Origin of the sequence: Microbacterium sp. MYb45, assembly GCF_002979655.1 — a bacterium.
GTDB lineage: Bacteria > Actinomycetota > Actinomycetes > Actinomycetales > Microbacteriaceae > Microbacterium.
The window spans coordinates 795296-820836 of sequence record NZ_PCPG01000001.1; the positions used below are offsets into that span (position 1 = coordinate 795296).

The 25541-nt window shown below is 68.6% G+C and carries 26 protein-coding genes; 11 read left to right on the forward strand and 15 right to left on the reverse strand.

Annotated elements, in window-relative coordinates:
- Window positions 1–19 precede the first annotated feature (19 nt).
- The 6 genes from yajC to CQ034_RS03800 all read right to left on the reverse strand — a co-directional run bounded on the left by yajC (window position 20) and on the right by CQ034_RS03800 (window position 4244).
- On the reverse strand, window positions 20–421 hold the full coding sequence (gene yajC / locus CQ034_RS03775) for a preprotein translocase subunit YajC (protein ID WP_372466779.1): 402 nt from the start codon (window positions 419–421) through the stop codon (window positions 20–22).
- 72 nt (window positions 422–493) lie between these two features.
- Window positions 494–1519, reverse strand: coding sequence for a Holliday junction branch migration DNA helicase RuvB (ruvB, locus tag CQ034_RS03780; RefSeq protein WP_105709974.1), 1026 nt, complete (start codon window positions 1517–1519; stop codon window positions 494–496).
- Window positions 1512–2132: a Holliday junction branch migration protein RuvA gene (gene ruvA, locus CQ034_RS03785; protein ID WP_105709975.1), complete on the reverse strand. Its 621-nt coding sequence runs from the start codon at window positions 2130–2132 to the stop codon at window positions 1512–1514. The genes ruvB and ruvA overlap by 8 nt, the downstream gene beginning before the upstream one ends.
- A 27-nt stretch (window positions 2133–2159) precedes the next feature.
- Window positions 2160–2726, reverse strand: a complete 567-nt coding sequence (gene ruvC / locus CQ034_RS03790) for a crossover junction endodeoxyribonuclease RuvC (protein ID WP_105709976.1) — start codon at window positions 2724–2726, stop codon at window positions 2160–2162.
- Window positions 2727–2771: 45 nt separating this feature from the next.
- Entirely contained in the window at window positions 2772–3533 is a 762-nt protein-coding gene (locus CQ034_RS03795; protein WP_029263315.1) for a YebC/PmpR family DNA-binding transcriptional regulator, read from the reverse strand.
- Window positions 3534–3641: 108 nt separating this feature from the next.
- Window positions 3642–4244 carry a hypothetical protein gene (locus tag CQ034_RS03800; RefSeq protein WP_105709977.1) on the reverse strand — a complete coding sequence of 201 codons (603 nt, stop codon included), beginning with the start codon at window positions 4242–4244 and terminating at the stop codon, window positions 3642–3644.
- Between the two features lie 68 nt (window positions 4245–4312).
- Here CQ034_RS03800 and CQ034_RS03805 point away from each other — a divergent pair, with 68 nt between their 5' ends.
- On the forward strand, window positions 4313–5707 hold the full coding sequence (locus CQ034_RS03805; RefSeq protein WP_308737170.1) for an aminotransferase class V-fold PLP-dependent enzyme: 1395 nt from the start codon (window positions 4313–4315) through the stop codon (window positions 5705–5707).
- A 93-nt stretch (window positions 5708–5800) separates the two neighbouring features.
- Window positions 5801–6748 carry an aminoglycoside phosphotransferase family protein gene (locus CQ034_RS03810; protein WP_105709978.1) on the forward strand — a complete coding sequence of 316 codons (948 nt, stop codon included), beginning with the start codon at window positions 5801–5803 and terminating at the stop codon, window positions 6746–6748.
- On the opposite strand, the gene CQ034_RS03815 is transcribed toward CQ034_RS03810, so the two are convergent.
- Both CQ034_RS03815 and CQ034_RS03820 read right to left on the reverse strand, forming a co-directional pair.
- Complete coding sequence (locus tag CQ034_RS03815; RefSeq protein WP_105709979.1) at window positions 6724–7386, reverse strand: response regulator transcription factor; 663 nt, start codon at window positions 7384–7386, stop codon at window positions 6724–6726. The genes CQ034_RS03810 and CQ034_RS03815 overlap by 25 nt on opposite strands.
- Window positions 7367–8650, reverse strand: a complete 1284-nt coding sequence (locus CQ034_RS03820) for a histidine kinase (protein WP_105709980.1) — start codon at window positions 8648–8650, stop codon at window positions 7367–7369. The genes CQ034_RS03815 and CQ034_RS03820 overlap by 20 nt, the downstream gene beginning before the upstream one ends.
- Before the next feature lie 123 nt (window positions 8651–8773).
- Here CQ034_RS03820 and CQ034_RS03825 point away from each other — a divergent pair, with 123 nt between their 5' ends.
- The 4 genes from CQ034_RS03825 to CQ034_RS03840 all read left to right on the forward strand — a co-directional run bounded on the left by CQ034_RS03825 (window position 8774) and on the right by CQ034_RS03840 (window position 13281).
- Complete coding sequence (locus tag CQ034_RS03825; protein ID WP_219860756.1) at window positions 8774–9514, forward strand: ABC transporter ATP-binding protein; 741 nt, start codon at window positions 8774–8776, stop codon at window positions 9512–9514.
- Window positions 9511–10854 carry an FtsX-like permease family protein gene (locus tag CQ034_RS03830; RefSeq protein WP_105709981.1) on the forward strand — a complete coding sequence of 448 codons (1344 nt, stop codon included), beginning with the start codon at window positions 9511–9513 and terminating at the stop codon, window positions 10852–10854. Before CQ034_RS03825 ends, CQ034_RS03830 begins: the two co-directional genes overlap by 4 nt.
- A gap of 301 nt (window positions 10855–11155) precedes the next feature.
- Window positions 11156–12526: a reverse transcriptase family protein gene (locus CQ034_RS03835; RefSeq protein WP_105709982.1), complete on the forward strand. Its 1371-nt coding sequence runs from the start codon at window positions 11156–11158 to the stop codon at window positions 12524–12526.
- 74 nt (window positions 12527–12600) lie between these two features.
- Window positions 12601–13281, forward strand: coding sequence for an alpha/beta fold hydrolase (locus CQ034_RS03840; protein WP_105709983.1), 681 nt, complete (start codon window positions 12601–12603; stop codon window positions 13279–13281).
- On the opposite strand, the gene pdxT is transcribed toward CQ034_RS03840, so the two are convergent.
- Together pdxT and pdxS are read right to left on the reverse strand one after the other, a co-directional pair.
- A complete protein-coding gene (gene pdxT, locus CQ034_RS03845) occupies window positions 13278–13889 on the reverse strand; it encodes a pyridoxal 5'-phosphate synthase glutaminase subunit PdxT (protein WP_105710348.1) in 612 nt (203 codons plus the stop codon). The genes CQ034_RS03840 and pdxT overlap by 4 nt on opposite strands.
- Window positions 13879–14772: a pyridoxal 5'-phosphate synthase lyase subunit PdxS gene (pdxS, locus tag CQ034_RS03850; protein ID WP_029263308.1), complete on the reverse strand. Its 894-nt coding sequence runs from the start codon at window positions 14770–14772 to the stop codon at window positions 13879–13881. Before pdxS ends, pdxT begins: the two co-directional genes overlap by 11 nt.
- A 90-nt stretch (window positions 14773–14862) precedes the next feature.
- On the opposite strand from pdxS, the gene CQ034_RS03855 reads away from it, so the two are divergent.
- Both CQ034_RS03855 and pdxY read left to right on the forward strand, forming a co-directional pair.
- Window positions 14863–16170 carry an aminotransferase class I/II-fold pyridoxal phosphate-dependent enzyme gene (locus CQ034_RS03855; RefSeq protein WP_181156200.1) on the forward strand — a complete coding sequence of 436 codons (1308 nt, stop codon included), beginning with the start codon at window positions 14863–14865 and terminating at the stop codon, window positions 16168–16170.
- Window positions 16171–16215: 45 nt separating this feature from the next.
- Window positions 16216–17067 carry a pyridoxal kinase PdxY gene (gene pdxY, locus CQ034_RS03860; protein WP_029263306.1) on the forward strand — a complete coding sequence of 284 codons (852 nt, stop codon included), beginning with the start codon at window positions 16216–16218 and terminating at the stop codon, window positions 17065–17067.
- Window position 17068: 1 nt separating this feature from the next.
- Here pdxY and CQ034_RS03865 read toward each other — a convergent pair whose 3' ends face one another.
- The 4 genes from CQ034_RS03865 to CQ034_RS03880 form a co-directional block, all read right to left on the reverse strand.
- The gene (locus tag CQ034_RS03865; protein ID WP_105709985.1) at window positions 17069–17632 is read right to left on the reverse strand and encodes an HIT domain-containing protein; all 564 of its coding nucleotides are present in this window, start codon (window positions 17630–17632) and stop codon (window positions 17069–17071) included.
- On the reverse strand, window positions 17629–19554 hold the full coding sequence (thrS, locus tag CQ034_RS03870; protein WP_258134102.1) for a threonine--tRNA ligase: 1926 nt from the start codon (window positions 19552–19554) through the stop codon (window positions 17629–17631). Before thrS ends, CQ034_RS03865 begins: the two co-directional genes overlap by 4 nt.
- A 170-nt stretch (window positions 19555–19724) precedes the next feature.
- On the reverse strand, window positions 19725–20408 hold the full coding sequence (locus CQ034_RS03875; RefSeq protein ID WP_105709987.1) for a response regulator transcription factor: 684 nt from the start codon (window positions 20406–20408) through the stop codon (window positions 19725–19727).
- Window positions 20405–21562 carry a sensor histidine kinase gene (locus CQ034_RS03880; protein WP_105709988.1) on the reverse strand — a complete coding sequence of 386 codons (1158 nt, stop codon included), beginning with the start codon at window positions 21560–21562 and terminating at the stop codon, window positions 20405–20407. The genes CQ034_RS03875 and CQ034_RS03880 overlap by 4 nt, the downstream gene beginning before the upstream one ends.
- A 165-nt stretch (window positions 21563–21727) precedes the next feature.
- Between CQ034_RS03880 and CQ034_RS03885 the strand changes: the two genes are divergently transcribed.
- The 3 genes from CQ034_RS03885 to CQ034_RS03895 are packed head-to-tail and all read left to right on the forward strand — an operon-like array spanning window position 21728 to window position 24512.
- Window positions 21728–22678: an alpha/beta fold hydrolase gene (locus CQ034_RS03885; RefSeq protein WP_105709989.1), complete on the forward strand. Its 951-nt coding sequence runs from the start codon at window positions 21728–21730 to the stop codon at window positions 22676–22678.
- A gap of 34 nt (window positions 22679–22712) precedes the next feature.
- Window positions 22713–23123 (forward strand): membrane protein, encoded by a 411-nt coding sequence (locus CQ034_RS03890; RefSeq protein ID WP_029263300.1) that lies wholly within the window; start codon window positions 22713–22715, stop codon window positions 23121–23123.
- 39 nt (window positions 23124–23162) lie between these two features.
- Window positions 23163–24512, forward strand: coding sequence for a deoxyribodipyrimidine photo-lyase (locus CQ034_RS03895; protein ID WP_105709990.1), 1350 nt, complete (start codon window positions 23163–23165; stop codon window positions 24510–24512).
- Between the two features lie 38 nt (window positions 24513–24550).
- Here the strand turns inward: CQ034_RS03895 and CQ034_RS03900 are convergent, their stop codons facing one another.
- Complete coding sequence (locus tag CQ034_RS03900; RefSeq protein ID WP_105709991.1) at window positions 24551–25495, reverse strand: DUF1254 domain-containing protein; 945 nt, start codon at window positions 25493–25495, stop codon at window positions 24551–24553.
- Between the last annotated feature and the right edge of the window lie 46 nt (window positions 25496–25541).

Sequence of the window (25541 nt, forward strand, 5' to 3'; positions counted from 1 at the left end):
GCCGCGCCGGCCGCGGAGATTACTTGTCGTCGGCGTCGCGCTCGAGGCGAGCGCGCGTCTCCTCGGGAGTCTCGAGCGCGGGGGCGGCCGCCTCGTCGACGGCCGGCTCCTCGATCACATCGACAGGGGCGTCGACGATCGCGTCCTTGGGCTCGACGACGCGGAGGATCGCCTGGCTGTGGACGTCGATGATGGTGCCCGGCGCGATCTCGACGAGCGCGGGCGTGTCGAGGTCGTCAGGGTCGTACGAGACGATCGTCCCGTAGATGCCGCCCTGCAGGAGCACCTTGGCGCCGGGAACGGTCTTGGTCGCCTTCTCCTCCTGCTCGGCCTTCATCTGCTTCGTGCGCTTGCGCGTGTTGAAGATCATGAAGACGAGGAGGACGGCGAGAAGGCCGAAGAGCAGGAATTCCATGGGCATGGGGGAAGCGCCTTTCTCAGGTGCACGCTCCAGCCTTTGGGCGCGCGAAGGTAACCGGGAAGTCTTCAGTGATTATAGGTCATCCAACTTAAGCATCCCGTCCGGATGCGCGACGCCGAGATGCGCGTAGGCCTCCGGCATCGCCACACGACCGCGCGGCGTGCGTCCGAGGAAGCCGATGCGAACGAGGTACGGCTCCACCACGCTCTCCACGGTCTCGCCCTCTTCGCCGACCGCCACGGCGAGCGTGCTCAGGCCGACCGGTCCTCCGCGGAAACGGCGGACCAGCGCCTCCAGCACCGCGCGGTCCAGCCGGTCGAGGCCGATCGCGTCGACGTCGTAGAGTTCGAGCGCCGCGCGCACGTCGTGGATCGTGGCCCCGCCCTCGCCGTGCACGAGGGCGTAGTCGCGGACCCGGCGCAGCAGGCGGTTCGCGATGCGGGGGGTGCCTCGAGAGCGGCGTGCGATCTCGGAGAGCGCATCGGTCGGCACGTCGACGCCGAGGACCGCGGCCGAACGGGCGATGACCTGCTCGAGCTCGGGCTCGTCGTAGAACTCCAGGTGTCCGGTGAATCCGAATCGGTCGCGCAGCGGATTCGGCAGCAGACCGGATCGCGTCGTGGCCCCGACGAGTGTGAAGGGAGAGAGCTCGAGCGGGATGCTCGTCGCTCCGGCGCCCTTGCCGACCATGATGTCGATCCGGTAGTCCTCCATCGCCAGGTACAGCATCTCCTCTGCGGAGCGCGCCATGCGATGGATTTCGTCGATGAAGAGCACCTCCCCCGGCACCAGGCTGGAGAGCAGGGCTGCGAGGTCGCCGGCGTGCTGGATCGCCGGGCCGCTCGACATGCGCAGCGGCCGCTCGCTCTCGTGGGCCACGATCATCGCCAGCGTCGTCTTCCCGAGCCCCGGGGGGCCGGCGAGCAGGATGTGGTCGGCAGGACGGCTCTGGATGCGCGCAGCTTCGAGCAGCAGCTGCAGCTGTCCGCGCACCTTCTGCTGTCCGACGAAATCGCCCAGGCTGGTCGGGCGCAGTGCGCCCTCGATGGCGAGCTCGGTCTCGTCGGAGGGTTCGGTCGCGTCGAGGGGGTCAGCCACGAGCCTGGCCTCCCTGCGCGGGGCCGAGGAGCGCGAGGGTGCGTCGCAACAGCAGGGCCACGGTCGCCCGCTCGGCCTCCGTCGCCTCGGATGCCGTCTGGGCTGCCGCCTCGGCGGCGACCTTCTCCGACCAGCCGAGGCCGACCAGCGCCGCGGCCACCTGCGTGACCACGTCGGTGCCGCCCGACATCACGGGCCTCGACGGCGCCGCGAAGGCCTGCACCTTGCCTGCAAGCTGCAGAACGATGAGTTTCGCCGTCTTGGGGCCGATGCCGGAGACCCGCCGGAACGGCGCATCGTCTTCCGCTGTCACGGCTTCGGCGATCTGATCGCCCGTGAGGTGCGAGAGCACCCCCAACGCGGATTTCGGCCCGACGCCGGTCACGCTGATCAGCAGGCCGAAGATCTCGAGCTCGCCGCGATCCGCGAAGCCGAACAGGGAGAGCGAGTCCTCACGGACGATGAGGCTCGTGTGCAAGAGGAGCTTCTCCCCCACGGTCGCGGTGTGTGCGACATCGGCAGGGACGGCGACGGCGAACCCGACACCACCCACGTCGATGACGACCTGATCGGACGTCGCATGCTGGACGACGCCGTGCAGTGAGGAGATCATCCCCTCAGCCTAGGGCGTGGTTCGGACCTATGTTCGAGCGACACGCTTCTCGGCGTCCGCCCAGGCCCGTTGCGCGGGAGTGAGCGCCCCCTGCCCGGATGCCGTGGGGCCACCGCGACGCCAGGCATGGCACAGCGCGATCGCCAGAGCGTCCGCGGCGTCAGCCGGCTGCGGAAGCGCATCCAGGCGCAGGATGCGCGCGATCATGGTCTGCACCTGCCGCTTGTCGGCCGCGCCGTAGCCGGTCACGGCCGCCTTGACCTCGCTCGGCGTGTGCGTGGCGGCGGGCAACCCGGACTCGGCCGCGATCAGCAGCGCGACTCCGCTGGCCTGAGCCGTCCCCATCACGGAGTGGGTGTTCTGCTGGGCGAAGACGCGCTCGACGGCGACCGCGTCCGGGCGGTGCTCAGCGATCACGGCGCGGATGCCAGCGGCGACGATCGCGAGACGATCGCCGGTCTCCGCGTCCGGCGATGACCGGATCACTCCCACGTGCACCAGCGTGCCGCGACGCGAAGGATCGACGTCGACGATTCCGACACCACAACGCGTGAGCCCGGGGTCGATGCCGAGCACGCGCAGAGAGGAGGTCACTCCCCCAGGCTAGGCGCGCGAGGAGACACCGGCCGTCCGGCGCGCCTACGCGTCGTCGTTCTCGAGCTCGGCCTGCACCTCGGCCGACAGGTCGAAGTTGGTGAACACGTTCTGCACGTCTTCGCTGTCTTCGAGAGCATCGATCAGGCGGAAGACCTTCCGCGCGGTGTCGGCGTCGATCTCGACCTTGAGGTTCGGGACGAACTCGACGTCCGCCGACTCGTAGTCGATCCCGGCTTCCTGCAGCGCGCTGCGCACGGCCACCAGGTCGGTCGCCTCGGTGATGACCTCGAAGCCCTCGGCATGCGGCTCGATCTCCTCGGCTCCCGCCTCGAGCGCCGCCATCATGACGTCGTCCTCGGTGGTTCCCTCGGAGCCGACGACGATGACGCCCTTGCGGCTGAAGTTGTAGGCGACGCTGCCGGGGTCGGCCAGAGTCCCACCGTTGCGACTGAGGGCAGTGCGGACTTCAGCGGCTGCGCGGTTCTTGTTGTCGGTCAGACACTCGATCATGAGGGCGACGCCGTTGGGTCCGTAGCCCTCGTACATGATCGAGAGATACTCGACGGCTTCGCCACCGATGCCCGCACCGCGCTTCACCGCGCGGTCGATGTTGTCCTTGGGGACGGACGTCTTCTTGGCCTTCTGAACGGCGTCGAAGAGCGTCGGGTTGCCCGCCAGGTCGGGTCCGCCGAGCTTCGCGGCGACCTCGATGTTCTTGATGAGCTTGGCCCAGGACTTCGCGCGCCTGGAGTCGATGATGGCCTTCTTGTGCTTCGTGGTCGCCCACTTGGAATGCCCGGACATAAGTCTCCGCTCGTCGTATCCGCCCCGGAACGTGCCCAGGGCGTCGTCCATTCTATCGAAAAGCCGCGGTCGACCGAGCGGCGTCCACCGCGGCCGTCCGCGCAGCCCTCATTCGCGCGGGTCGCGGCCCTGCAGGGTCACCGGGGCCGCACCGATCTGCAGCAACATGCGCGATTCATCGCCGCGCGCGACGCGCACATGTTCGGTGATGTACCCCGCGACCTCGTCGCTCGGCTCACCCTCGGCACAGGTTCCGACCGCGGTGTTCGCCTGCCGGACGAGCGCCATCATCATGGGGACGCGCTGGAGGAGGCGATCGGCTTCCTCCGGCTTGCCGACCGCTTCGGCGATCGCCCGCTCGCCCTTCGTCTGGTAGTCGCAGGCGAGCACGTGGGCTGCTCCGAACGCGGCCTGATCCCGCAACGGGGCGGTGGGATCGTGCAGGGCGTAGTAGCGGGCGACCTCGTCACGGAGCCACGGCACCAGCGGCAGGAGAGACTCCTGCGTCGCCTGATCGAGTTCTCCGCCCTGCAGCACCGGCTCCATCGCCGCCACGACCGCGTCCATCCATCCGCGCAGCGCAGTGGTGCGCGCCTCGTCTTCGGCGGCCCCGTTGATCATCGCCGACGCGCGATCGTAGACATGCAGTCGCTGCAGATTCATGTAGAGGTTGTTCAGGCCGATGAGTTGCCATTCCCGTGCGCCGATCATGCGCTCAACCCTACCGAGGCGTCGCGCGACCTCTGGCGCGAGAAGACACCCGGGTGTAGGCCTGAGGCATGAACGAGATGGCTCCTGACGACAGGTCGCGCGCACTGGATACCGCGCATCACGCCGCCCTCCGCTTCCTCGACTCGGTCGCCGAGCGACCGGTGTGGCCACGGGCTTCACTCGACGACATGCTGACGACCTTCGGCGGCCCGCTCCCGGAACACGGCATGGATCCCGCGACTGTGGTCGAGGAGATGGCCGTGCTCGCCGATCCCGGCCTCGTCGCGATCCCCGGCGGCCGCTTCTTCGGCTTCGTGATCGGTGGCACCCATCCGGCCGCCCTCGCCGCCGACTGGCTCGTCTCGGCGTGGGATCAGAACTCGGGCTCGTCGACCCTCACACCCGCCACGGTCGCGATGGAACGCGTCGCCGGGCAGTGGATGCTCGACCTCTTCGGCCTCCCCGCGACCGCCAGCGTCGGTTTCGTCACGGGCGGGCAGCTCGCCAACTTCACCTGCCTCGCCACCGCTCGACATGCGGTGCTGGCGCGCGCAGGGTGGGACATCGCCGAGCAGGGATTCCACGGTTCTCCCCCGCTGCGGTTCGTCGTCGGCGCGGACCGGCACGGGTCCATCGACCGTGCCGCACGCTTCCTGGGGATCGGGCGGGCGGAACTGACGGTCGTCCCGTCCGACGATCAAGGGCGTATGAGCCCGGATGCGCTCGAGCAGGCTCTCGCCGGCGGCGACGGCCCCCTCATCGTGTGTCTGCAGGCCGGAGAGGTGCACACGGGCGCCTTCGACGACTTCGCCGCGCTGATCCCCATCGCGCGACGTCACGGCGCCTGGGTGCACATCGACGGCGCGTTCGGGCTGTGGGCGGCGGCGTCTGCCGGGTTGAGCCACCTCACCGCCGGCATGGCGGATGCCGACTCCTGGGCGACGGACGCCCACAAGACGCTGAACGTGCCGTACGACTGCGGCATGGCGATCGTGCGCGACCCGGCGGACGCCATCGCGGCGTTCCGCACCGGAGGTGACTATCTGATCTATTCGGGGCTCGACCCGTGGGATGTGACGCCCGAGCTCTCGCGACGCGCCCGCGGGGTTCCCGCGTGGGCCGCGCTGCGCAGTCTCGGACGCTCGGGCATCGCCGAGCTAATGGACCGTCTGCACGCGAACGCCGTCGCGATGGCTGCGGGGCTCCGATCCGTGGAGACAGTGGAAGTCATCAACGACGTCGTCTATACCCAGGTCATGTTCCACCTCGGCTCCGACCGGGCGACGCGCGCGCTCGGCGCGGCGATCCTCACCGAGGGGACGGCGGCCATGACGGGTGCCGAGTGGGGCGGCCGTGCGGCCCTGCGGTGCTCGATGTCTTCGTGGGCGACCACCCCGGAGGATGTCGACCGCACCGTCGAGGCCATCCGCGGCCTGGTCGCCGCGGGTTCACGCGCCGAATGATCGAGATCGTTGGCCCTGCCGCCGGCTGCTGCTAGCGTCGAGGAACCCGTGCCCCGGGGATGCCGCGACGCTGCGAGCGAAGGGAACGACACGATGAGCGCAGGCGCCGATCGCCTTCGACCGGAGTGGACCGCACTCCCCCTGGTGCTGCGCGCGCGCATCGTCGACAGGATCGGAGGACGATTCGTCCGCGATGAACCGGCCCAGAGCGGATTCAGCGCGTCCTACGCGGGTGTGGTCACCACCACGAAGGGAAAGGCCTTCGTGAAGGCCTGCGCGCGGGACTGGCATCCTGATTCCCTGCACTTCCTCCGTGCCGAGATGCAGGTGCTCGCGACGCTGCCACCGACGGTCGCCCCGGCAGTGCTGGGCGAGGTCGACGAGACTGCCGGTTCCGCGCTCGTGCTCGAAGCGATCGACGGACACCACCCCGGCAGCCCCTGGTCGGCGGATGATCTGCATTCGATCGCTGCGACCCTCCGCATCGTCGCCTCGACGAAAGCGCCGCTCGATCTGCCTGACGCGGCCGACAGCATGTCCGACTTCACCCGATGGGAGGTTATCTCCCTCGATGAGCGTCTGCTCGCAGGTCTCCCGGCCATGGTGCGTGGGCGGATGACCGACCTGCTGCGCATCGAACAGGGCTTCCGTGCTGCGGTCGGCGGAGACGTCATCGCCCACGACGACGTGCGGGCCGACAACATCCTCATCAGTGATGGGCACGCACGATTCGTAGACTGGCCGCACGCCCGCCGCGGAGCCCCCTGGATCGATCTCCCCTGTCTGCTGCCGAGCGTCGAGGCATCGGGCGGTCCCGCGTGCGAAGAGACATGGCCGCTGTTCGAAGAGCACGGAGCCCCGCCCGTTCACGACATGCTGCCGGTCATCTCGGGCTTCGCGTCTTACCTCTGGTTCGCACAGGCACAACCCGAGATTCCGCAGCTTCCCGGACTCCGCGCATTCCAGCGGGCGCAAGCCGGACCCGCGCTGCGGTGGCTCGCCGCCCTGCTGCAGGTTCAGGATCGCGCGGCGTCGAGGTAGGTCAGCACCGCTCGCACTCGGCGGTTCTCCTCGACAGGTCCGAGACCGAGCTTGGTGAAGATGTTGCCGATGTGCTTGCTCACGGCCGCGTCCGTCAGCGTGAGTGAGTCGGCGATGTCGGAGTTCGACTGTCCGTCTGCCATCAGGCCGAGCACCTCACGCTCGCGACCGGTGAGCGCGTCGAGCGGTCCCTGGCGCGAGCTGCTCAGGAGGTGCTGGACCACGTCCGGGTCGATGACGGTGCCACCCGCTGCGACCGTGTCGAGTGCGACCGCGAAGTCGCGGACACGGCTCACCCGATCTTTCAGCAGATAGCCGATGCCGCCACCCGGAAGCGTGAGCAGTTCTCGCGCGTACGTGTCCGCGATGTACTGGGAAAGCACCATGACCGGTTGCGCCGGGTGCAGGGCGCGGATGTCGAGCGCGGCGCGGAGCCCATCGTCCGTGTCGTCCGGCGGCATGCGCACGTCGGTCACGACGAGGTCGGGCGCATCGCCGGCCGCGGCCAAGCGCTCGAACGCCTCCCGTAGCTCGGGCGCCGACTGCGCGGTCGTGACGACGACGTGGCCGAGCCGTTCGAGCAGAGCCGTGAGCGCCTCACGCAGCAGAGCGGAGTCTTCAGCGAGCAGCAGACGCATCCGGCACCGCCCATTCCCTATGCAGCGGCATCGTCATGTGGAGCGTCGTCGGCCCGCCGTCCGGGCTGTCGATCGTGAACCGACCACCGAGGGTGGCGGCGCGTTCGGTGAGTCCTCGCAGGCCCGTTCCGCCATTCGCATCCGCTCCGCCCTGTCCGTCGTCGGTGGCGAGCACGTCGAGGACGTCGTGCCTCACCCCGACACGCACGGTAAGCCTGGTCGCGACAGTGTGCTTGGCCGCGTTGCTGATCGCCTCCGTGACGAAATAGTATGCGGCTGTCTCCACGGGCGCTGGAAGCCTGCCCAGGTCCGAGATCTCGAGCCGGAGCGGGATCGGCGCCCGGTCGGCCAACTCGTCCAGGGCCGCTCGGAGACCGTGATCGGTGAGAACGGCAGGGTGGATGCCGCGCACGGTGTCCCGCAGCGTCGCCATCGCGTGCTCCGCCTGTCCCTGGGCGGCGTCGAGCGCACCGCGGACCAGGGCAGTGTCCGAACCCGTCGCGTCGAGGTCGTCGAGTTCGAGACTCACCATGCCGAGGCGCGCGGCGAGCGTCACGAGCTCTTGCTGGACGCCATCGTGCAGGTCGCGTTCGATGCGCCGCCGCTCCGCCTCGAAGGCTTCGACCAGCGCAGCGCGCGACTGCACGAGACGCTCCACGTTGCGCGTCATCTCGTGCAGTCGAGGACCGCAGAGCGAACGCAGCAATGTGGCCTGGCCTGCGGCGAGCACGGCGTTGGCGTAGGCGAACACGCACAGCGAGAGCGCGGCGATCGGGACGAGCAGCAACCAGGTATGAGGAGTCGCGACGATCCAGACGTCGCCGAAGAGGTTGAGCCGCGTGGGTCCACGCACGCCGGACACGGCGACGTAGACGAGGAGCACGAGCAGCAGGCCTTGGAAGAACAGCACGGCGAGCACGAGCCAGCCGACGACCAGATCGACCAGCAGCGCGACGGTCTCCCTCCAGGTCGCTCCCTCGTTCATCCGCACGGACAGCCAGATATGACGTTGGTCGCGCCGGAGGGGAACGTGACCGGACGGCTGAGCAGGAAAACCCAGGAGCCGGGTACGTCGCCGCTCGAGCGCGCCGATCACGATGCCCCACAGGGGCAGAAACAGCAACGTCAGGATGGCGATCGGCAGCAGCAGAAGACCGATCGCAACGCTCGCCGACAGGTAGCCGAGCGCGCGCCATGGCCACGCGCCGAACAAAAACCGCCAGGGTGCGCGCATCACCGCGTGCCACATGGTCGGCGCTCTCATGCCTCAACCCTACGGATCGCGGAGCCGGGCAGTGGGCGATCGAGCGAAGAGTAGAGCCAGCTCTACCGCGACTGTCCACTCCGGTCTCTCGCGCCGCCTCCCGGTGCGCGCTCGAATGGGGGCGTGATCGAACCATTGATTCGCGCCGCGAACCTCGAGAAGACATTCCCCGGAACCGGTCGGAAGGAGCCGCGCGTCCCCGTCCTGCGCGGGATATCCCTCGATGTGCATCCCGGCGAGATGGTGAGCATCGTCGGTCCGAGCGGTTCCGGCAAGTCGACCCTGCTCTACTGCCTCTCGGGTCTCGAGCCCTACGACACCGGGAGCGTCCACCTCGCAGGACGAGAGCTCTCGTCCCTTCGGCGCGGCGCGCTCGCCGCCCTGCGTCGCCGTCACGTCGGATTCGTGTTCCAGTCCTTCAATCTCATCCCCTCGCTGACGGCGCGGGAGAACATCGCGCTTCCCGCCCGGCTTGCGCGGCAGAGCGTGCAGCGCGCGGACGTTGACCGTGCGCTCGCCGACGTCGGCCTGACGGACCGTGGCGGGCATCGCCCCGGACAGCTCTCGGGCGGCCAACAGCAGCGGATCGCCATCGCCCGCGTGCTCGCCCTGCGGCCGGACATCGTGTTCGCGGATGAACCCACCGGATCGCTCGACACGGCCACGGGCGCCGACGTGCTCCGCCTGCTTCGCGCATCTGCGGGCGATGGCAGATCCGTCGTCATGGTCACCCACGATCTCGAGGCCGCCGGGCTCGCCGATCGCGTCCTCGTGCTCCGCGACGGGAGCATTCATCGAGAACTGCGACGGCCCACTCCGGAACAGGTTCTCGAGGCGATCACTCTCGCCGGGGCTTCGGCATGATCGCCCTGATCGTCTCCGATCTGATGTTGCGGTGGCGCGTCTGGTTCGGAGTGCTCACTGTGACCGTCACCTCCGGATTCGTCGGTGCGCACGCCGCCGGTCTGCTCGAGACCGGTGCCTTCCACGGTGGCGCCGTGCAGGAGGGGCTCGCCAGCACCAGCTCCGCTGTGATCATGTTCGCGGCCATCACAGCGCTCATCGTGCTCGGTTCCACGGCGAACCTCACGATCGCCCTGCAGCTGCGGGACTACGCGCTGTGGCAGCTCGTCGGCGTCCGGCCCGCGCTGGTCGCCGTCGTCGTTCTCACCCAGCTCGGCGTCATCGGCATCATCGGCGCGTTCGTCGGCTGGCTCCTCGCGCTGCTGATGTTCCCGTCCCTCTTCGTCTGGGTGTTCCGGGAGTGGCCCGAGATGCAGGGCGTGAGCCTCCACCTCGGTATCGGCAGCGGCCTCATCGTGATCGCCGCGGTTGCGCTCACCGTGGTTCTCGGAGGACTGCGCAGCGCGCGACGGGCGAGCCGGACCCCGGCCATCGAGGCGCTGCGTGATGCGGAACCCCCGCGGATCCGGATGGGATGGTTCCGCATCATCCTGACCGTGTCCGCGCTCGGAGGCACCACGGCGCTCGCGATGAACCTCGACGGCGACGCGTCGATGTCCGCTTTCTCGGGGCAGGCCATCCTGTTCACGCCGTTGATCGCGGCCGCCCTCGCCGCCGCGGGGCCGGTGGTGTTCCCTCTCGTCCTCCGCGGCTGGACTTCGCTACTGCCGACAACGGTCTCCGCGACGTGGTTCCTCGCCCGGAACTCCGCCCGTTACCGCCTGGCACGCTCGAGCGCGGCGATCGGTCCGCTCATGGTTGCGATCGCCCTCGCGGGCGGGCTCTACACGACCGGCGCCACGATGGCCGCAGCGGAAGCCGCGCGAAACGGCAGCGACGCGGGATTCGATCTCGCCCCCGAGGGAGTCGTGATCCTCCTCGGCGGGCCCCTCCTCCTCGCGGGCGTGGCGGCCGCGGCGACCGTATTCATGTCCGGTCATACCCGCGAGCGGGAATTCGCGCTCATCCAGGCCGTGGGCTCCACGCGCGGTGCGATCGTGCTCACCGCGATCTGGGAAGCTGTGGCCTATGCGGTCACTGCGGCCATGTTGGGGGTGGCCGCCACTGCGGTCGGAGGCCTCGTCATCGCCGGAAAGCTCTCGCTGCCCGGCCCCGTCATCGCGTTCCCGACGATCGGGCTGATCGCCGGCGGTGGACTCGCCCTGCTCCTGGCCGCCACGGTGCTGCCGACGGTCACCGCGCTCGGCACCGAGATTCCCCGCTCCCTCGCCGTGGAGTAGACACAGTCGCGATCCGAGCGCGGCCGCAGGGGCTGACGCGCTCGCATACTCGCGAAGGGCCGCGACGCCATCCGGACGTTGGTGTTCCTTGCTATCGTGGCCGCGTGCGATGGCTTGCGGACGAGGCGAGTGGTTCACGACGTGTTCCGCTCTCTCCGGGGTCACCCCGGGGTACGCAGTCTGACCTGGAACGAACGCCGCAGGCGCCTTACTGCGCTTCGCGCAGACCGGTGCCCGCACTGATGGACGAGTCGTACGCAGGCCATCGCACGCCCGGCGCCCGTTCCGCGGCTGCCCTCTGATGGCGCCCTCCACCGCATCACGCGTGCTGGGGCGCACGCCGCGACCGTTGCCGTCGTTGGTGGCCGCCTCTCTGGCCGACGCTTTCCTCGCCTCACAGGTCTGGGCGAAGGAGCAGCTCGTCGAGGCCGGCGCGTACGTCATGGGAGCGCGTCGCCGTTGGCTCTCTCCGCTCGTCGGCGACGTGTTGACCGCCTTCGTCCGCCCGCCTGTCGATGCCCCGCGACTGCTGACGTCGGTGATCCTCCGTTCGCCCGATTTCGCCGAAGCGGTGCGCAAAGCCGACGAGCGCCGTTCGCCGCTGCGCATCCACCACCACGTAGTCGGTCCGTCGTCGTCGCAGCCGCCCTCGGGCGCTCTTCCCCGCATCGACAGCATCCCGGATCTCGCCGCCATGCTCGATCTGGACGTCGGCCGGCTCCAGTGGTTCGCCGACACCAAAAACTGGAATCGGCGCGCGCGCACAGGGGCCTTGCACCACTACCGGTACGAGTGGCGCACACGGCACGGGCGGATCCCCAGGTTGCTAGAGATCCCGGAGCAACGGATGCGCCGTGTGCAGCGCAGTCTCCTGGAACAGGTGCTCGGCCTCATAGCCGTGAACGATGCCGCCCACGGTTTCATGCCCGGTCGCAGCGCGGCCACCGGGGCGGCGCTCCACACGGGGGCCGACATCGTCATATCCCTCGACCTCACCACGTTCTTCTCACGCGTGACGGGCGGTCGCATCTACGGAACACTTCGGCAGTCGGGACTGTCCGAACCCGTCGCGCACGTCGTGACCGGGCTGTGCACCAACGCCGTTCTTCCGCGCGTGCTTGCTGCCATGCCACCGGGCGGATCATCCGACGAGCGGTTCGCCCTGCGTCGGGCTCTGGCCACGAGTCATCTGCCGCAGGGCGCTCCCTCCTCGCCGATGCTTGCCAACCTCGCCATCCGGCGCCTCGACTCACGGCTGACGGGATGGGCGGATGCCGTCGACGCGACCTACACGCGATACGCCGATGACCTCGCGTTCAGCGGCGGTCCGAGACTCGCGAAGCGACCTGATGCCTTCATCCGTGGTGTGCAGCGGATCATCGAGGACGAGGGGCACGTTGCCAACCCGCGCAAAACGAGGGTCCGACGCCAGGGCGTCAGGCAGAGCGTGACCGGAATCGTCGTCAACCAGCGAACGAATGTCTCACGAGACGACTATGACCGGCTCAAGGCGACGATCCACAACTGCGTCGTGCACGGTCCGCGCAGTCAGAATCACCGCCGACTCGACGATTTCCGCGCACATCTGCTCGGCCGCATCTCGTGGGTCGAGAGCCTGAACCCCCAGCGAGGCGCGAAACTCCGGGCGGAGTTTCTGCGTATCCGTTGGTGACCGGTGCGACCAGGCACGAGTGGCCAAGTGACCCTACCGTCGGACGACCGGCACGGATGGCGCAGGATGGAGGCATGCGCAGATCACGACACATCACTCCTGCCGTTCGCACGTCGGACGTGCGCGACGACGCGCCGACCCCGGCAGACGTACTGCGGTATCTCGTCCACCTTCCGGATGACTACGACTCCGACCCGGGCAGGCTCTGGCCTCTGGTGCTGTTCCTGCACGGTGCGGGCGAACGAGGTTCCGACCTCGACCTCGCCGCGGTGCATGGCCCGCCGAGGCTGGCGGATGACGGGCACGAGTTCCCCTTCGTCCTCGTCACCCCGCAGTGCGGTGAGTCGAGTCAGTGGGTCGCGGAGCTCTCGACCTTGTCCGGGCTGGTCGACGAGGTCGTCTCGACGCACCGCGTCGATCCGGCCCGCATATCGGTGACCGGGCTCAGCATGGGCGGCTTCGGGACCTGGAGCCTGGCGGTGCGCTATCCCGAACGGTTCGCCGCGATCGCACCGATCTGCGGTGGGCTCTGGATGCAGAGTGCTGAGCCGATTCGTCACCTGCCCGTCTGGGCTTTCCACGGCGACGCCGACGATGTCGTGCCGATCTCCGCCACGGAGGAGATCACCACCGAACTTCGGACACTCGGCGCCGACGTGCGGTTCACGCGATACGCCGGCGTCGGCCACGACTCCTGGACCGAGACCTACGACAACCCCGAGCTGTACGACTGGCTGCTCTCCCACCGGCGCTAGCGCGCGTACGTCCCCGCACGGGTCCGGGCCTTGTCGAGGAAGCGCTCATGGAAGCGCGTCTCGCCATCGACCTCCGGGTGGAAGCTCGTGCCGAGCAGGCTGCCCTGCTCGACGGCGACCACCGTGCCGTCCGTGAGCGATGCCAAGACGTCGACACCGGGGCCCACACGCTCGACCACCGGGGCGCGGATGAACGTCGCGCGCACCGGAAGCTCCCCCAGAGCGGGGACGGCGAGTTGCGTCTCGAACGACTCCGTCTGGCGCCCGAAGGCATTGCGACGGACGTCGATGTCCATCCCGCCGAAGGACTCCTGGCCGTCGATCCCGTCGAGCACCGTGTCCGCCAGCAGAATGAGTCCGGCGCACGTGCCGTAGACGGGCAGTCCGGCACCGATCGCGGCGCGGATCGGCTCCTGCATCCCGAAGATGCGGGACAGCTTGTCGATCACGCTGGACTCGCCGCCGGGGATCACGAGGCCGTCGACGGACGAGAGCTCTTCCGGTCGGCGCACCAGCACGACGTCGGCGCCCAGATGCGCGAGCAGGGCGGCGTGCTCGCGCACGTCGCCCTGCAGCGCGAGGACTCCGACGCGGGTGTTACCAGCCACGCTCGGCGAGACGGTGCGGCGCCGGGAGGTCACTCACGTTGATGCCCACCATCGCCTCGCCAAGCCCGCGCGAGACCTCGGCGATCACCTTGGCGTCGTCGAAGAACGTGGTCGCCTTGACGATGGCCTTGGCACGTTCGGCGGGGTTGCCCGACTTGAAGATGCCCGAGCCCACGAACACGCCGTCTGCTCCGAGCTGCATCATCATCGCGGCGTCCGCGGGGGTCGCGACTCCTCCGGCCACGAAGAGCACGACGGGGAGCGTGCCGGTCTCGGCGATCTCGGCGACCAGCTCGTAGGGCGCCTGCAGTTCCTTGGCGGCGACGTACAGCTCGTCCTTGGGGAGAGCCGCGAGGGCCGCGATCTCCCCACGGATCTTGCGGATGTGCTTCATCGCCTCGGAGACGTCACCGGTGCCGGCCTCGCCCTTGGAGCGGATCATCGCGGCGCCCTCGTTGATGCGGCGGAGTGCCTCGCCCAGATTGGTCGCACCGCACACGAACGGCACGGTGAACTCGTACTTGTCGATGTGATTCACGTAGTCGGCCGGCGAGAGCACCTCGGACTCGTCGATGTAGTCGACGCCGAGCTCCTGCAGCACCTGGGCCTCGACGAAGTGTCCGATGCGCGCCTTCGCCATCACCGGGATCGAGACCGCGTCGATGATGCTGTCGATCATGTCGGGATCGCTCATCCGCGAGACCCCACCCTGGGCACGGATGTCGGCCGGCACGCGCTCGAGCGCCATGACGGCCACGGCGCCCGCGTCTTCGGCGATCTTCGCCTGCTCAGCGGTGACGACGTCCATGATGACGCCGCCCTTGAGCATCTCGGCGAGGCCGCGCTTGACGCGCGAGGATCCGGTGGTTGTCTGCTCGGTCATGGGGAACTCCTGTCGGATGCACCGAAGTGGGTTTTGATCTAGATCAAACGTAGCACTGTCCGATTCGACCTAGAATCGCTGAGGAGGATCATGAGCGACCAGATCACAGGTACCACCGCGTCGGAGATCGCCGACAGCGTGCGTTCGCTGCGCGACCGCGGATCCCTGCAGCCCGGTAGCCTCCTCCCCCCGGTGCGCGAGCTGGCCGCCACCCTCGGCGTGAATCGCAACACCGCCGTGGCTGCGTACCGCCAGCTCGCTCAGGCCGGTCTCGTGGTCTCGCGCGGGCGTGCCGGCACCGTGGTCGCCGGCCTCGAAGCCGTGGCTCAGGAGGGTTACGCCCCCGACACGGTTCTCCGCGACATCGGCACCGGCAATCCGGACCCTCGCCTCATCCCCGACCCGGCACCCGCACTGATGACCATCGCCTCGCGCCCCGTCCTCTACGGCGAGCCCGTGATCGATCGTGGTCTCGAGGATTGGGCACGGCGGTGGATCGCCGCCGACCTCGACGACGTCGACTTCCGCATCACCGTCACCAGCGGCGCCGTCGACGCGGTCGAGCGGCTGCTTGCGCAGGCGCTGATGCGCGACGATGCCGTGGCGCTCGAGGACCCGTGCTTCCTGGCGAGCATCCACACAGTGCGACTCGGCGGATACCGGGCGGTTCCGGTGCCGGTCGACGCCGAGGGCATGACCGTCGACGGGTTGCGTGCGGCATTGGACGCCGGAGTCCGCGCGATCATCTGCACCCCGCGCGCGCAGAACCCCACCGGAGCGAGCCTCACCGCGACGCGGGCCGCCGAACTGCGAGCGGTACTGGCCGACCACCCCTACGTGCTGATCATCGAGGACGACCATTTCTCGATGCTCTCGCAGCGCCGGTACGAGTCACTCATCGGTCCCGACCACCGTCGGTTCGCGCTCGTGCGCTCCGTGTCGAAGTTCCTCGGACCCGACATGTGCCTCGCGATCGCGGCGACGGATGCCGAGACAGCGGAACGGCTCGCCATGCGTCTGAGTCCCGGAACCACCTGGGTGAGCCACCTGCTGCAGCGTCTCGCGTTGACGCAGCTGACCGACGACGGCGTGATGACCGAGGTCGCCGCAGCAGCTGCCCACTACGCGGAGCGGAATGCCGCCTTCGCGGAGCGGCTGCGCGCCGGCGGCATCGATGCGACCGCATCCGACGGTATGAGCCTGTGGGTCGAACTGCCGCAACCCGCGCGCCTCGTCGCCGATCGGCTGATGCGCCGAGGGTGGCTGGCCCGCACCGGCGACGACTTCGCGCTCGACGACCGCGCGGACCCATCCCACCATCTGCGCCTGACCGTGCACGACCTGTCCGATGACGAGGCCGAAACCCTCGTCGCCGACCTCGTCGCCGGCGGGCGATGACCATCCTCGCGGGCACCCGCCTGCCCTGAACGAAAGAGCCGGAGAATGAAGATCCTCTCCATCCAGTCAGCCGTCGCCTACGGGCACGTCGGCAACTCCGCCGCGGTGTTCCCCCTGCAGCGCATCGGCGTCGAGGTGCTCCCGGTCTACACCGTGAACTTCTCCAACCACACCGGATACGGCGCCTGGCGCGGACCGATGATCGCTCCGGACGACGTCCGCGAAGTCATCACCGGCATCGAGGAGCGTGGCGTCTTCGGCCAGATCGACGCGATCCTCAGCGGCTACCAGGGCGGCGAAGGCATCGGAGACGTGATCATCGACGCGGTCGCCCGTGTGAAGTCCGCGAACCCGAGCGCCGTCTATGCCTGCGACCCGGTCATGGGCAACGCCAAGTCGGGGTGCTTCGTGGCCCCGGCGATCCCCGTGCTGCTGCGTGAGCGCGTCGTCCCAGTCGCCGACATCATCACGCCGAACCAGTTCGAGCTCGGCTTCCTCACCGACACCGAGCCGGACACGCTCGAGTCCACCCTCGCCTCCGTCGACCTCGCCCACGCGATGGGTCCGAGCACCGTGCTGGTGACGAGCGTCGAGCGGCCCGACCGCGAAGAGGGCACCATCGAGATGCTCGCCGCCGACGCGCAGGGTGCCTGGCTCGTGCAGACCCCGCACCTGCCGATGAAGGCGAACGGCTCCGGGGATGTGACCGCGGCACTGTTCACGGCGCACTACGTCGAGACCGGCAGCGCGAAGATCGCTCTGGAGCGCACGGCATCCAGCGTCTACGACCTGTTGAAAGCCACGCTCGAATCCGGTGAGCGCGAGCTGCAGCTCGTCGAGGCGCAGGAGTTCTACGCGAACCCGCAGATGCAGTTCACCGCCCGTCAGGTGCGCTGAGCTACTCCGCAGTAGGCTCCGACGCCGGCCAGGCGTTCGCCACGGCCTCCCGCACCTCGCCGAGGAGCTGCGGAAGCGCCTTGGTCTTCGCGATGATCGGGAAGAAGTTGGCGTCCGATGTCCACCGCGGCACCACGTGCTGGTGCAGGTGGGCGTCGACGCCGGCGCCCGCCACCGCGCCCTGGTTCATGCCGATGTTGAAGCCGTCGCAGCGTGACACCTCGCGCAGCACACGCATGGCCGTCTGTGTGAGGGCACCGATCTCGGCGACCTCGGCGGGCGTCGCCTGGTCGTACGTGGCGATGTGGCGATACGGGCACACGAGCAGGTGCCCCGAGTTGTACGGGAACAGGTTCAGCAGCACGTAGGCCGTCTCGCCGCGCGCCACGACCAGCCGCTCCTCGTCCGGGAACTTCGGCGCCTCGCAGAACGGGCACTCCTCCCGCAGCGGCTCCGGCCCCGCCTGGATGTACGCCATCCGATGCGGGGTCCACAGCCGCTGGAACTCGTCCGGAACGCCGGCGAGGCGCCCGGCGTCTTCCAGCGGCCGCTCCCCCTCGGTCACGCCAGGTCCCCTGCCTTCAGCACGAGCGCGTGCGAGGCGATGGCGGCGCTGATCCGACGTACCGCATCCGCCACCGGGACGCCGTTCTCCTGCGTCCCGTCTCGGAAGCGGAACGACACCGTGCCCGCGGCTCGATCCTGCTCCCCGACGATGAGGATGACGGGGACCTTCGCCGTCGTGTGGTTGCGGATCTTCTTCTGCATGCGGTCGTCGGAGTGATCGACGTCGGCCCGGACGCCCGCCTCGCGCAGCTGCGCGATGACGTCGTCCAGATAGTCTCCGTACTGCTCCGCGACCGGGACGCCGACAACCTGACTGGGCGCGAGCCAGAGCGGGAAGTCGCCGGCGTAGTGCTCGAGGAGGATCGCGAAGAAGCGCTCGACCGAACCGAGGAGCGCGCGGTGGATCATGACCGGCCGGTGCTTCTGCCCGTCGGGTCCGGTGTACTCCAGCTCGAACCGGTCGGGCTGGTTGAAGTCGAGCTGGATGGTCGACATCTGCCAGGTGCGTCCGATCGCGTCGCGTGCCTGTACGGAGATCTTCGGACCGTAGAAGGCGGCGCCGCCGGGGTCGGCGACGAGTTCGAGTCCGGACTCGATCGCGACCTCACGCAACGTGTCGATCGCGGTGGTCCACTGCTCCGGCTCGCCGAGGAACTTGGGGTTCCCCACCTCGTTCGTCGACAGTTCGAGGTAGAAGTCGTTGAGGCCGTAGTCGCGGAGCAGGTCCAGGACGAGGTTCAGGTTCGTCGTGAGCTCTTCCTTGACCTGGTCCTGAGCGACGTAGATGTGGGCGTCGTCCTGTGTCAGGCCACGCACGCGGGTCAGACCCGACAGCGTCCCACTCTTCTCGTAGCGGTAGACCGTCCCGAACTCGGCCAGACGCAGCGGCAGCTCGCGGTAGGAACGCCCGCGCGAACGGAAGATGAGGTTGTGGAACGGGCAGTTCATCGGCTTCAGGTAGTAGTCCTGCCCTTGACGGGTGACGTTGCCCTCCTCATCGACGACCTCGTCGAGGTGCATCGGGGGGAACATGCCGTCCGCATAGGTCTGCAGGTGACCCGACGTCATGAAGAGGTCCTTCTTCGTGATGTGCGGGCTGTTCACGAGGTCGTATCCGTTGCGCAGCAGGTGCTTGCGCAGGTTCTCCTCGATCTCGTAGCGGATGATGCCACCCTTGGGGTGGAACACCGCGAGTCCGGAGCCGATCTCGTCCGGGAAGGAGAACAGGTCCATCTCGGCACCGAGCTTGCGGTGATCGCGGCGCTCCGCCTCGGCGATGCGCTCCTGGTAGGCACGCAGCTCGTCCTTGGTCGGCCACGCCGTGCCGTAGATGCGCTGCAGCTGCGGGTTCTTCTCGCTGCCGCGCCAGTAGGCGGCGGCGATGCGGGTGAGGTCCCAGCCGTTGCCGATCATGCGCGTGTTGGGCAGGTGCGGCCCGCGGCAGAGGTCCTTCCAGACGACCTCGCCATCGCGGGTGGTGTTGTCGTAGATCGTCAGCTCACCCTCGCCGACCTCGACGGAGGCCCCCTCGGCGGCTTCCTTCCCGCCTTTGAGCCCGATGAGCTCGAGCTTGAACGGCTCGTCCGCGAGCTCGGCGCGCGCCTCGTCGTCGGTCACGACACGGCGGACGAAGCGCTGGCCCTCGCGGACGATGCGCTGCATCTCCTTCGTGATGGCCTTGATGTCGTCAGGCGTGAACGGGGTCTCCACGCCGAAGTCGTAATAGAACCCGTCGGTGATGGGCGGGCCGATGCCGAGGTTCGCCTGCGGGTTGATGCGCTGCACCGCCTGCGCCAGCACGTGGGCAGCCGAGTGGCGGAGGATGTTCAGCCCATCCGCACTGTCGATCGTGACCGGCTCGACCTCGTCGGTGTCGGTCACGGTCGTGGCGAGATCCTTGAGATCGCCGTTGACGCGCATCGCGACGACGTTTCGGTCAGTGAACAGGGCGAAGCCATCGTGCGGCCGGGCGTTTTCAGGCACAGAAACTCTCCATCTGGGTCGGTGTCCAGGTTACTCGCATGATCACGGGGTCCTGACCGCTTCGCGACGGTGTCGGACACCGTGACCGGTGCCGCCGTCGGTCACCCTCAGCCCGGCTGGTCGGCGCCGCGCGAGGGGACGATGATCCCCGACTCGTACGCGTGGATCACGAGCTGCGCACGATCGCGTGCGTGCAGCTTCGACATGATGCGGTTCACATGGGTCTTCGCGGTGTGCGGTGAGATCACGAGGCTGTTCGCGATGTCCTGGTTCGACGCCCCGCCCGCCACGAGGAGCAGCACCTCGCGCTCCCGCTCCGTGAGCTGTCGCAGCGGCTCGGTGTGCCAGGCATCGGCTCGCGGATGCTGCGGCAGCACGGAGCGCTCGATCAGCGACCGTGTTGCCGCCGAGGACAGGAGAGCCTCACCGCGGTGCACCACTCGCACGGCGCTGACGATGTCGTCCGGCTCGGCCCCTTTGCCGATGAAGCCACTCGCACCGGCGCGGAGTGCGGCGACCACGTAGTCGTCCTCCTCGAAGGTCGTCAGGATGAGCACGCGGGTCGCGGTGGACTGCGCCGCGCTCATGATCTGCGCGGTGGCGGCGATGCCGTCGAGCTCCGGCATCCGGATGTCCATCACCACGACGTCCGGCATCGACTCGCGCACCGCGGACACCGCCTCACGCCCGTTCGCTGCTTCGCCCACCACCTCGATGCCGCCGTCGACGAGGATGTCGCGGACCGCCTGCCGCACCAACGGCTGATCGTCGACGACGAGCACCCGGATCATCGTGCACCTCCGTCGAGGGGGATCCGCACCTCGAGGCGGAACGCGCTTCCATCGCGGCCGGTCTGCACATCTCCCCGGACCGCGACCACGCGCTCGCGCAGTCCACGCAGCCCGTGGCCACCCGCACGCGACACCGCCTCGGATTCCGTCGCCACCTGATTGTCGACGACGACACGGAGCGACCCGCCGTCCGCTCGGAGCCGCACGGTCGCCGCGCCATCCGCTCCGTGCTTGTGCGCATTCGTCAATCCTTCGAGGACCACGAGGTAAGCCACATGATCACTGGCCGGCGACAGAGCAGGCCGATCGGGATCGTCCTGGAGATCGACGCGCAGCCCCGCCTCGCGGAACTGCACGACCAGCTCGTCGAGACCGGCGAGGCCGACCTGCGGACGAAGGTCGCGAACATCATCCGGATCGTCGGAGCGCAGCAGCGCCATCAGCCCACCGATGTCGGCGAGCACGGTGCGAGAGGAACGGCGGATGGTGCTCAGTGCCTCCCGCGCACGCTCCGGGCGGGTCTCCAACGCGGATGACGCGACGCCCGCATTGAGACTGATGACCGAGATCTGGTGCGCGACCACGTCGTGCAGATCGCGCGCGATGCGCACCCGTTCTTCGGCGACACGTCGTCGCGCTTCCTCGTCCCTCCCCCGCTCGGCCCGCTCCGCGCGTTCGGTCATGGCGGAGACGAACTCGCGTCGTGACCTGGTCGCGTCCCCCAGTGCTCCGGCGAGGGCGATGATGAAGACGAACTGCAGCGCGCGGGCATCGAAGAGATCCCCGCCGAGCGGGATCGCGTTCGAGAAGAAGACGATCGCCGTCGCCGAGGTCACGGCGATGATCCCGACGAGTCGCCCTCGACGGTCCACGACGGCGTAGGCACTGATCGCCATGGCGATGAGCGCGCTCGGCGACAGGACACCCGCGAATGCCAGGACCACTGCGCACAGCAGGCTGACGACGAGCACGACGAGGGGATGCCGGCGGCGGAACGGCATCGCGGCCGCGGGGACGAGGGCGACGACGAGCAGCCATCCCGTCGCGCGGAACGCCTCGTCCGGGAAGGGTGACACGGCGAACACGACCACCACGACCACAGCGATCAGGTCGGAGAGCGGCGCCGCGATTCCTGGAGGACGAGGTGCCGGCATCACACCAGTATTCACCGCGACGCCGACTCCCGGATCCTCCGCCGGGATGAGCTGTGTGTACTGCGATCGCAGTACACGTTTGTCTGCGGCAGGGCGACGCGGCGGCGGATGCCGCGCGGCACGCTGGGATGAGGGCGCACAGCGCGTGCGCCGAGAGAGGTCGGCATGAAGAAGCCCGTCAAGAGAGTGCTCATCGCACTCACGTCCGTCGTCGCCGTCATCGCGGTCGGACTGGTGGCCACCACGGTCGGCAATGCGGTGGCGACCGCGGTCGAACAGGATCGCATCGAGCCGTACGGGCAGAAGGTCACCGTGGACGGGCACGAGATGAACGTCATGATCACCGGTGAGGGCTCGGAGGACATCGTTCTCCTCCCGGGTTTCGGCACCGCATCCCCGGTGCTCGACTTCGAGCCGCTCGTCACCGAGCTGGCCAAGGACCATCGCGTGATCGTCGTGGAGCCGTTCGGTTACGGGCTGAGCGACGGTACGGATCGCGCCCGCACCACCGACAACATCGTGACCGAGACGCATTCCGCTCTGCAGGAGCTCGGCGTCGACGACTACGTCTTGATGGGGCATTCCATCGCCGGCATATACGGCATCCAGTTCGCGAACCGCTATCCCGATGAGGTGCGGGCGTTCGTCGGAATCGACAGCAGCGTCCCCGGACAGCCCGGCTCGGACACCGAGCTGCCTGTCGGGCTCTTCGGTGCGGCGAAGAACCTGGGGCTGGTGCGACTGATCGCATCGTTCCGTGGCACGGGCTACGACGAGTCCGTCTACTCCGTAGAGGCGCAGGAGCAGTTCGCCCTGCTCACCAACCGGAACACGCTGAGCCCCACCTACCTGAACGCGATGTCTCTGCTCCACGCGAACTTCGAGGATGCGCTCGGCACGAGCTTCCCCGAAGACCTCCCCCTGCTGCTGTTCGTCGTGGCCGACAATCCGACGGTCCCCACCTGGGTGGATCTGCACGAGGAGCAGGCCGCGGCCGTCGACGATGGAACGGTCGTGCCGCTCGATGGGACGCACTACCTCCACCACACGCACACGCCGGAGATCGTCGACGGGTTCCGCTCGTGGGAGCGCACCAGGATGCCCGCCGCGGAGTGACGCCGGAGCTCTGGACATCACGTAGCGTGAACGGATGGACAGAGCAGTCGCACGATGGATCCTGGCGGTCGCGCTCGGCGCGATCGGTGTCGGCCACTTCCTCAGCACCCGCGGGTTCCGGGTCGTGGTGCCCGATTGGGCCACTCGCCTGACCAGGCTCGACAAGGACACGATCGTGATCGCCTCGGGCGCCGCAGAGGTCGCGCTCGCGGCGGGGCTCCTCGCGCTACCGAAGGAGCGCCGCCGCATCGGCTGGGCGACGGCCGCATTCTTCGTCGCCGTGATGCCCGGGAACATCCACCAGTGGCAGACCAAGCGCTCGACGCCGGGACTCGACACGGATGCTCGGCGGTTCGGCCGGCTGTTCCTGCAGCCGGTCCTGGTGCTGTGGGCGCTGTGGTCGACCGGCGGCGAGACGCCCCGCCGAAACCACCGTCGGCGTTGAGAGACAGACCATGCCCGTGAGCTCGAAGAGAATGGTCCCATGACATCCCCCTCGCTGGTGTGGTTCCGCGACGACCTCCGCCTCGCCGACAATCCGGCGTTGCGCGCCGCGATCGATCGAGGTGAACCGGTCATCGCGCTCTATGTGCTCGACGAGGAGTCGCCGGGCATCCGCCCCCTCGGCGGCGCAGCCCGCTGGTGGCTGCACCACTCGCTGGCGTCGCTCGACGCGCGTCTGCGTGAGCGCGGCGGGGCACTCGTGCGGCGGCGCGGCCCCGCCGCGCGCGTCGTGCGCGAGACGGTGGCGGATGTCGGCGCCGGCGCCGTGTTCTGGAACCGACGGTACGGGGGCGCCGAGCGCGAGATCGACTCATCGCTGAAGTCGGCACTCCGGGCCGAGGGGCTCGAGGTCGCGTCCTTCGCAGCATCCCTGCTGCACGAGCCGTGGACCGTGACGACCGGCAGCGGCACGCACTATTCCGTCTTCACCCCGTTCTGGCGCGCGTGTCTCGCGCTGCCGGCACCACGCGCGCCGCTTCCGGAGCCACGGACAGTCGATGGCCCGGATCATGTCCCCGCCTCCGATGCTCTCGACGACTGGGATCTGCTGCCCACCCGGCCGGATTGGGCCGGGGGCCTGCGCGACACCTGGGAGCCTGGGGAACCCGCCGCCCGGCGACGCCTCACGGAGTTCCTCGCTCACGACCTCCCCTCGTATGACCGCGCGCGCGACGAACCCGCTGCCGGTGCGACCTCGCTGCTCTCCCCGCGGCTGCGCTGGGGAGAGATCAGCCCCTTCACGGTCTGGCACGAGGCCGTCGGCGTGGACGGTGCCGGCGGATTCCTCTCCGAGCTCGGTTGGCGGGAGTTCGCTTGGCACACGCTGTACCACTCCCCCGACCTCGCGACCCGGAATCTGCGTCGCGAGTTCGACGCATTCCCCTGGCCGCCCCTCGATCCCACGCATCTGGAAGCCTGGCAGCACGGCGAGACCGGAGTGCCGCTGGTGGATGCGGGAATGCGGGAGCTCTGGCACACGGGCTACATGCACAACCGCGTCCGGATGGTCGTGGCCTCCTTCCTCGTGAAGAACCTGCTGATCGACTGGCGACTCGGCGAGGAGTGGTTCTGGGACACGCTCGTCGACGCCGACGAGGCCAACAACCCGTTCAACTGGCAATGGGTGGCGGGCTCCGGTGCCGATGCGGCCCCGTACTTCCGCGTTTTCAATCCCGAGCTGCAGGCGAAGAAGTTCGACCCGCAGGGGCTCTACATCTCGCAGTGGGCCTCCGAAGCACCGACCGAACCGATCGTCGACCTCGGTGAGACCAGGAAGGCCGCCCTCGCGGCGTACGACGAGGTCAAGCGGGCGCCACGAGCGCCTTCCTGATGCTCGAAGACGGCGAGGTCTGCACCGCCGGGGTGTGGTCAGCCGGCGATGATCTCCGGCAGCTTCCATGAGGCGAGCTCACCGAGCCGCGGCCGGTAGAGCCGGATCAGGAGGTTCCAGCCCTCCGGGAGGGGAATGGAGTTCGCGGCATCGTCGCCGTGGTCGCCGAGGCGCACGGTGGTCGATCCGTCCTCGTTCTTGGTGGCGAACACCGAGTTGACGTTCGTGGCGCCGATCGGCCCGGGTTCGAAGTAGCCGGCCGCGTTGTAGACGCTGACCGACCAGAACGCGTCGGCGGGCACGTCTCGGAAGGTCATGGTGTAGCGGCCGACGGGAAGCTTGGGGTCGATGTTGATGTACGACGCCTCCGCATCGGGAAGGCCACCCCAGCCGAGCGCCGTGCCGACCAGGTGACGCACGGGGTCGACGTCTTCCTTCGCTCCGAAGCATCCCGACAGTCCACCCATCGTCTTGCCCAGCACGAGCAGGGCTTCGCGAACCTCGACGTAGCTGTCGTGGTCGTATTCGGGGTGAGAGAACTCCTGCGTACCGCTCGCGGTGAGAGTGATCTGGTCCTGGATCGCATTCACCGCTTCGAGGTCGCTCGGACTTGCCGGGTCGAAGAGGATGCGTGCCGCGGCGATGACGTGCGGGGTCTCGAACTCCTCGATCGTGAGGGGATAGGAGCCGGCCCGATGGAAGACACGGTTGATGTAGTGGTCCTGGTTGATGATCATGACCGAGACGTACCGGTCTCCGACCTCCGGCAGCGTGAGGGTGACGGGGCCCCCACTGAGATCGATGATCGCGACCGAATAGAGCGTGTCGCGGTTCTGTCGAATCACCGGTTGCTGCTCCAGGGGCGGGAGCGCACGGTCGTGGTGGAACACGCCCACCCCGCCGATGATCGGCAGCATCCGGTCGATCATCGTGTCGGTTTCTACCCGCGTGAAGTTGTCGACATCGACGATCTGGGCACTCATCCGGGGCTCCTCGCTGCTCTGTTGCCCACACACTATCGGGTGGGAC

Excerpts from the sequence above, each read along its gene's own strand:
- yajC (WP_372466779.1), bottom strand. The coding sequence starts at position 421 with ATGCCCATGGAATTCCTGCTCTTCGGCCTTCTCGCCGTCCTCCTCGTC.
- ruvA (WP_105709975.1), bottom strand. The coding sequence starts at position 2,132 with ATGATCTCCTCACTGCACGGCGTCGTCCAGCATGCGACGTCCGATCAG.
- CQ034_RS03795 (WP_029263315.1), bottom strand. The coding sequence starts at position 3,533 with ATGTCCGGGCATTCCAAGTGGGCGACCACGAAGCACAAGAAGGCCATC.
- CQ034_RS03800 (WP_105709977.1), bottom strand. The coding sequence starts at position 4,244 with ATGATCGGCGCACGGGAATGGCAACTCATCGGCCTGAACAACCTCTAC.
- CQ034_RS03805 (WP_308737170.1), top strand. The coding sequence starts at position 4,313 with ATGAACGAGATGGCTCCTGACGACAGGTCGCGCGCACTGGATACCGCG.
- CQ034_RS03810 (WP_105709978.1), top strand. The coding sequence starts at position 5,801 with ATGAGCGCAGGCGCCGATCGCCTTCGACCGGAGTGGACCGCACTCCCC.
- CQ034_RS03815 (WP_105709979.1), bottom strand. The coding sequence starts at position 7,386 with ATGCGTCTGCTGCTCGCTGAAGACTCCGCTCTGCTGCGTGAGGCGCTC.
- CQ034_RS03820 (WP_105709980.1), bottom strand. The coding sequence starts at position 8,650 with ATGAGAGCGCCGACCATGTGGCACGCGGTGATGCGCGCACCCTGGCGG.
- CQ034_RS03830 (WP_105709981.1), top strand. The coding sequence starts at position 9,511 with ATGATCGCCCTGATCGTCTCCGATCTGATGTTGCGGTGGCGCGTCTGG.
- CQ034_RS03835 (WP_105709982.1), top strand. The coding sequence starts at position 11,156 with ATGGCGCCCTCCACCGCATCACGCGTGCTGGGGCGCACGCCGCGACCG.
- CQ034_RS03840 (WP_105709983.1), top strand. The coding sequence starts at position 12,601 with ATGCGCAGATCACGACACATCACTCCTGCCGTTCGCACGTCGGACGTG.
- pdxS (WP_029263308.1), bottom strand. The coding sequence starts at position 14,772 with ATGACCGAGCAGACAACCACCGGATCCTCGCGCGTCAAGCGCGGCCTC.
- CQ034_RS03855 (WP_181156200.1), top strand. The coding sequence starts at position 14,863 with ATGAGCGACCAGATCACAGGTACCACCGCGTCGGAGATCGCCGACAGC.
- pdxY (WP_029263306.1), top strand. The coding sequence starts at position 16,216 with ATGAAGATCCTCTCCATCCAGTCAGCCGTCGCCTACGGGCACGTCGGC.
- thrS (WP_258134102.1), bottom strand. The coding sequence starts at position 19,554 with ATGCGCGTCAACGGCGATCTCAAGGATCTCGCCACGACCGTGACCGAC.
- CQ034_RS03875 (WP_105709987.1), bottom strand. The coding sequence starts at position 20,408 with ATGATCCGGGTGCTCGTCGTCGACGATCAGCCGTTGGTGCGGCAGGCG.
- CQ034_RS03880 (WP_105709988.1), bottom strand. The coding sequence starts at position 21,562 with ATGCCGGCACCTCGTCCTCCAGGAATCGCGGCGCCGCTCTCCGACCTG.
- CQ034_RS03885 (WP_105709989.1), top strand. The coding sequence starts at position 21,728 with ATGAAGAAGCCCGTCAAGAGAGTGCTCATCGCACTCACGTCCGTCGTC.
- CQ034_RS03890 (WP_029263300.1), top strand. The coding sequence starts at position 22,713 with ATGGACAGAGCAGTCGCACGATGGATCCTGGCGGTCGCGCTCGGCGCG.
- CQ034_RS03895 (WP_105709990.1), top strand. The coding sequence starts at position 23,163 with ATGACATCCCCCTCGCTGGTGTGGTTCCGCGACGACCTCCGCCTCGCC.
- CQ034_RS03900 (WP_105709991.1), bottom strand. The coding sequence starts at position 25,495 with ATGAGTGCCCAGATCGTCGATGTCGACAACTTCACGCGGGTAGAAACC.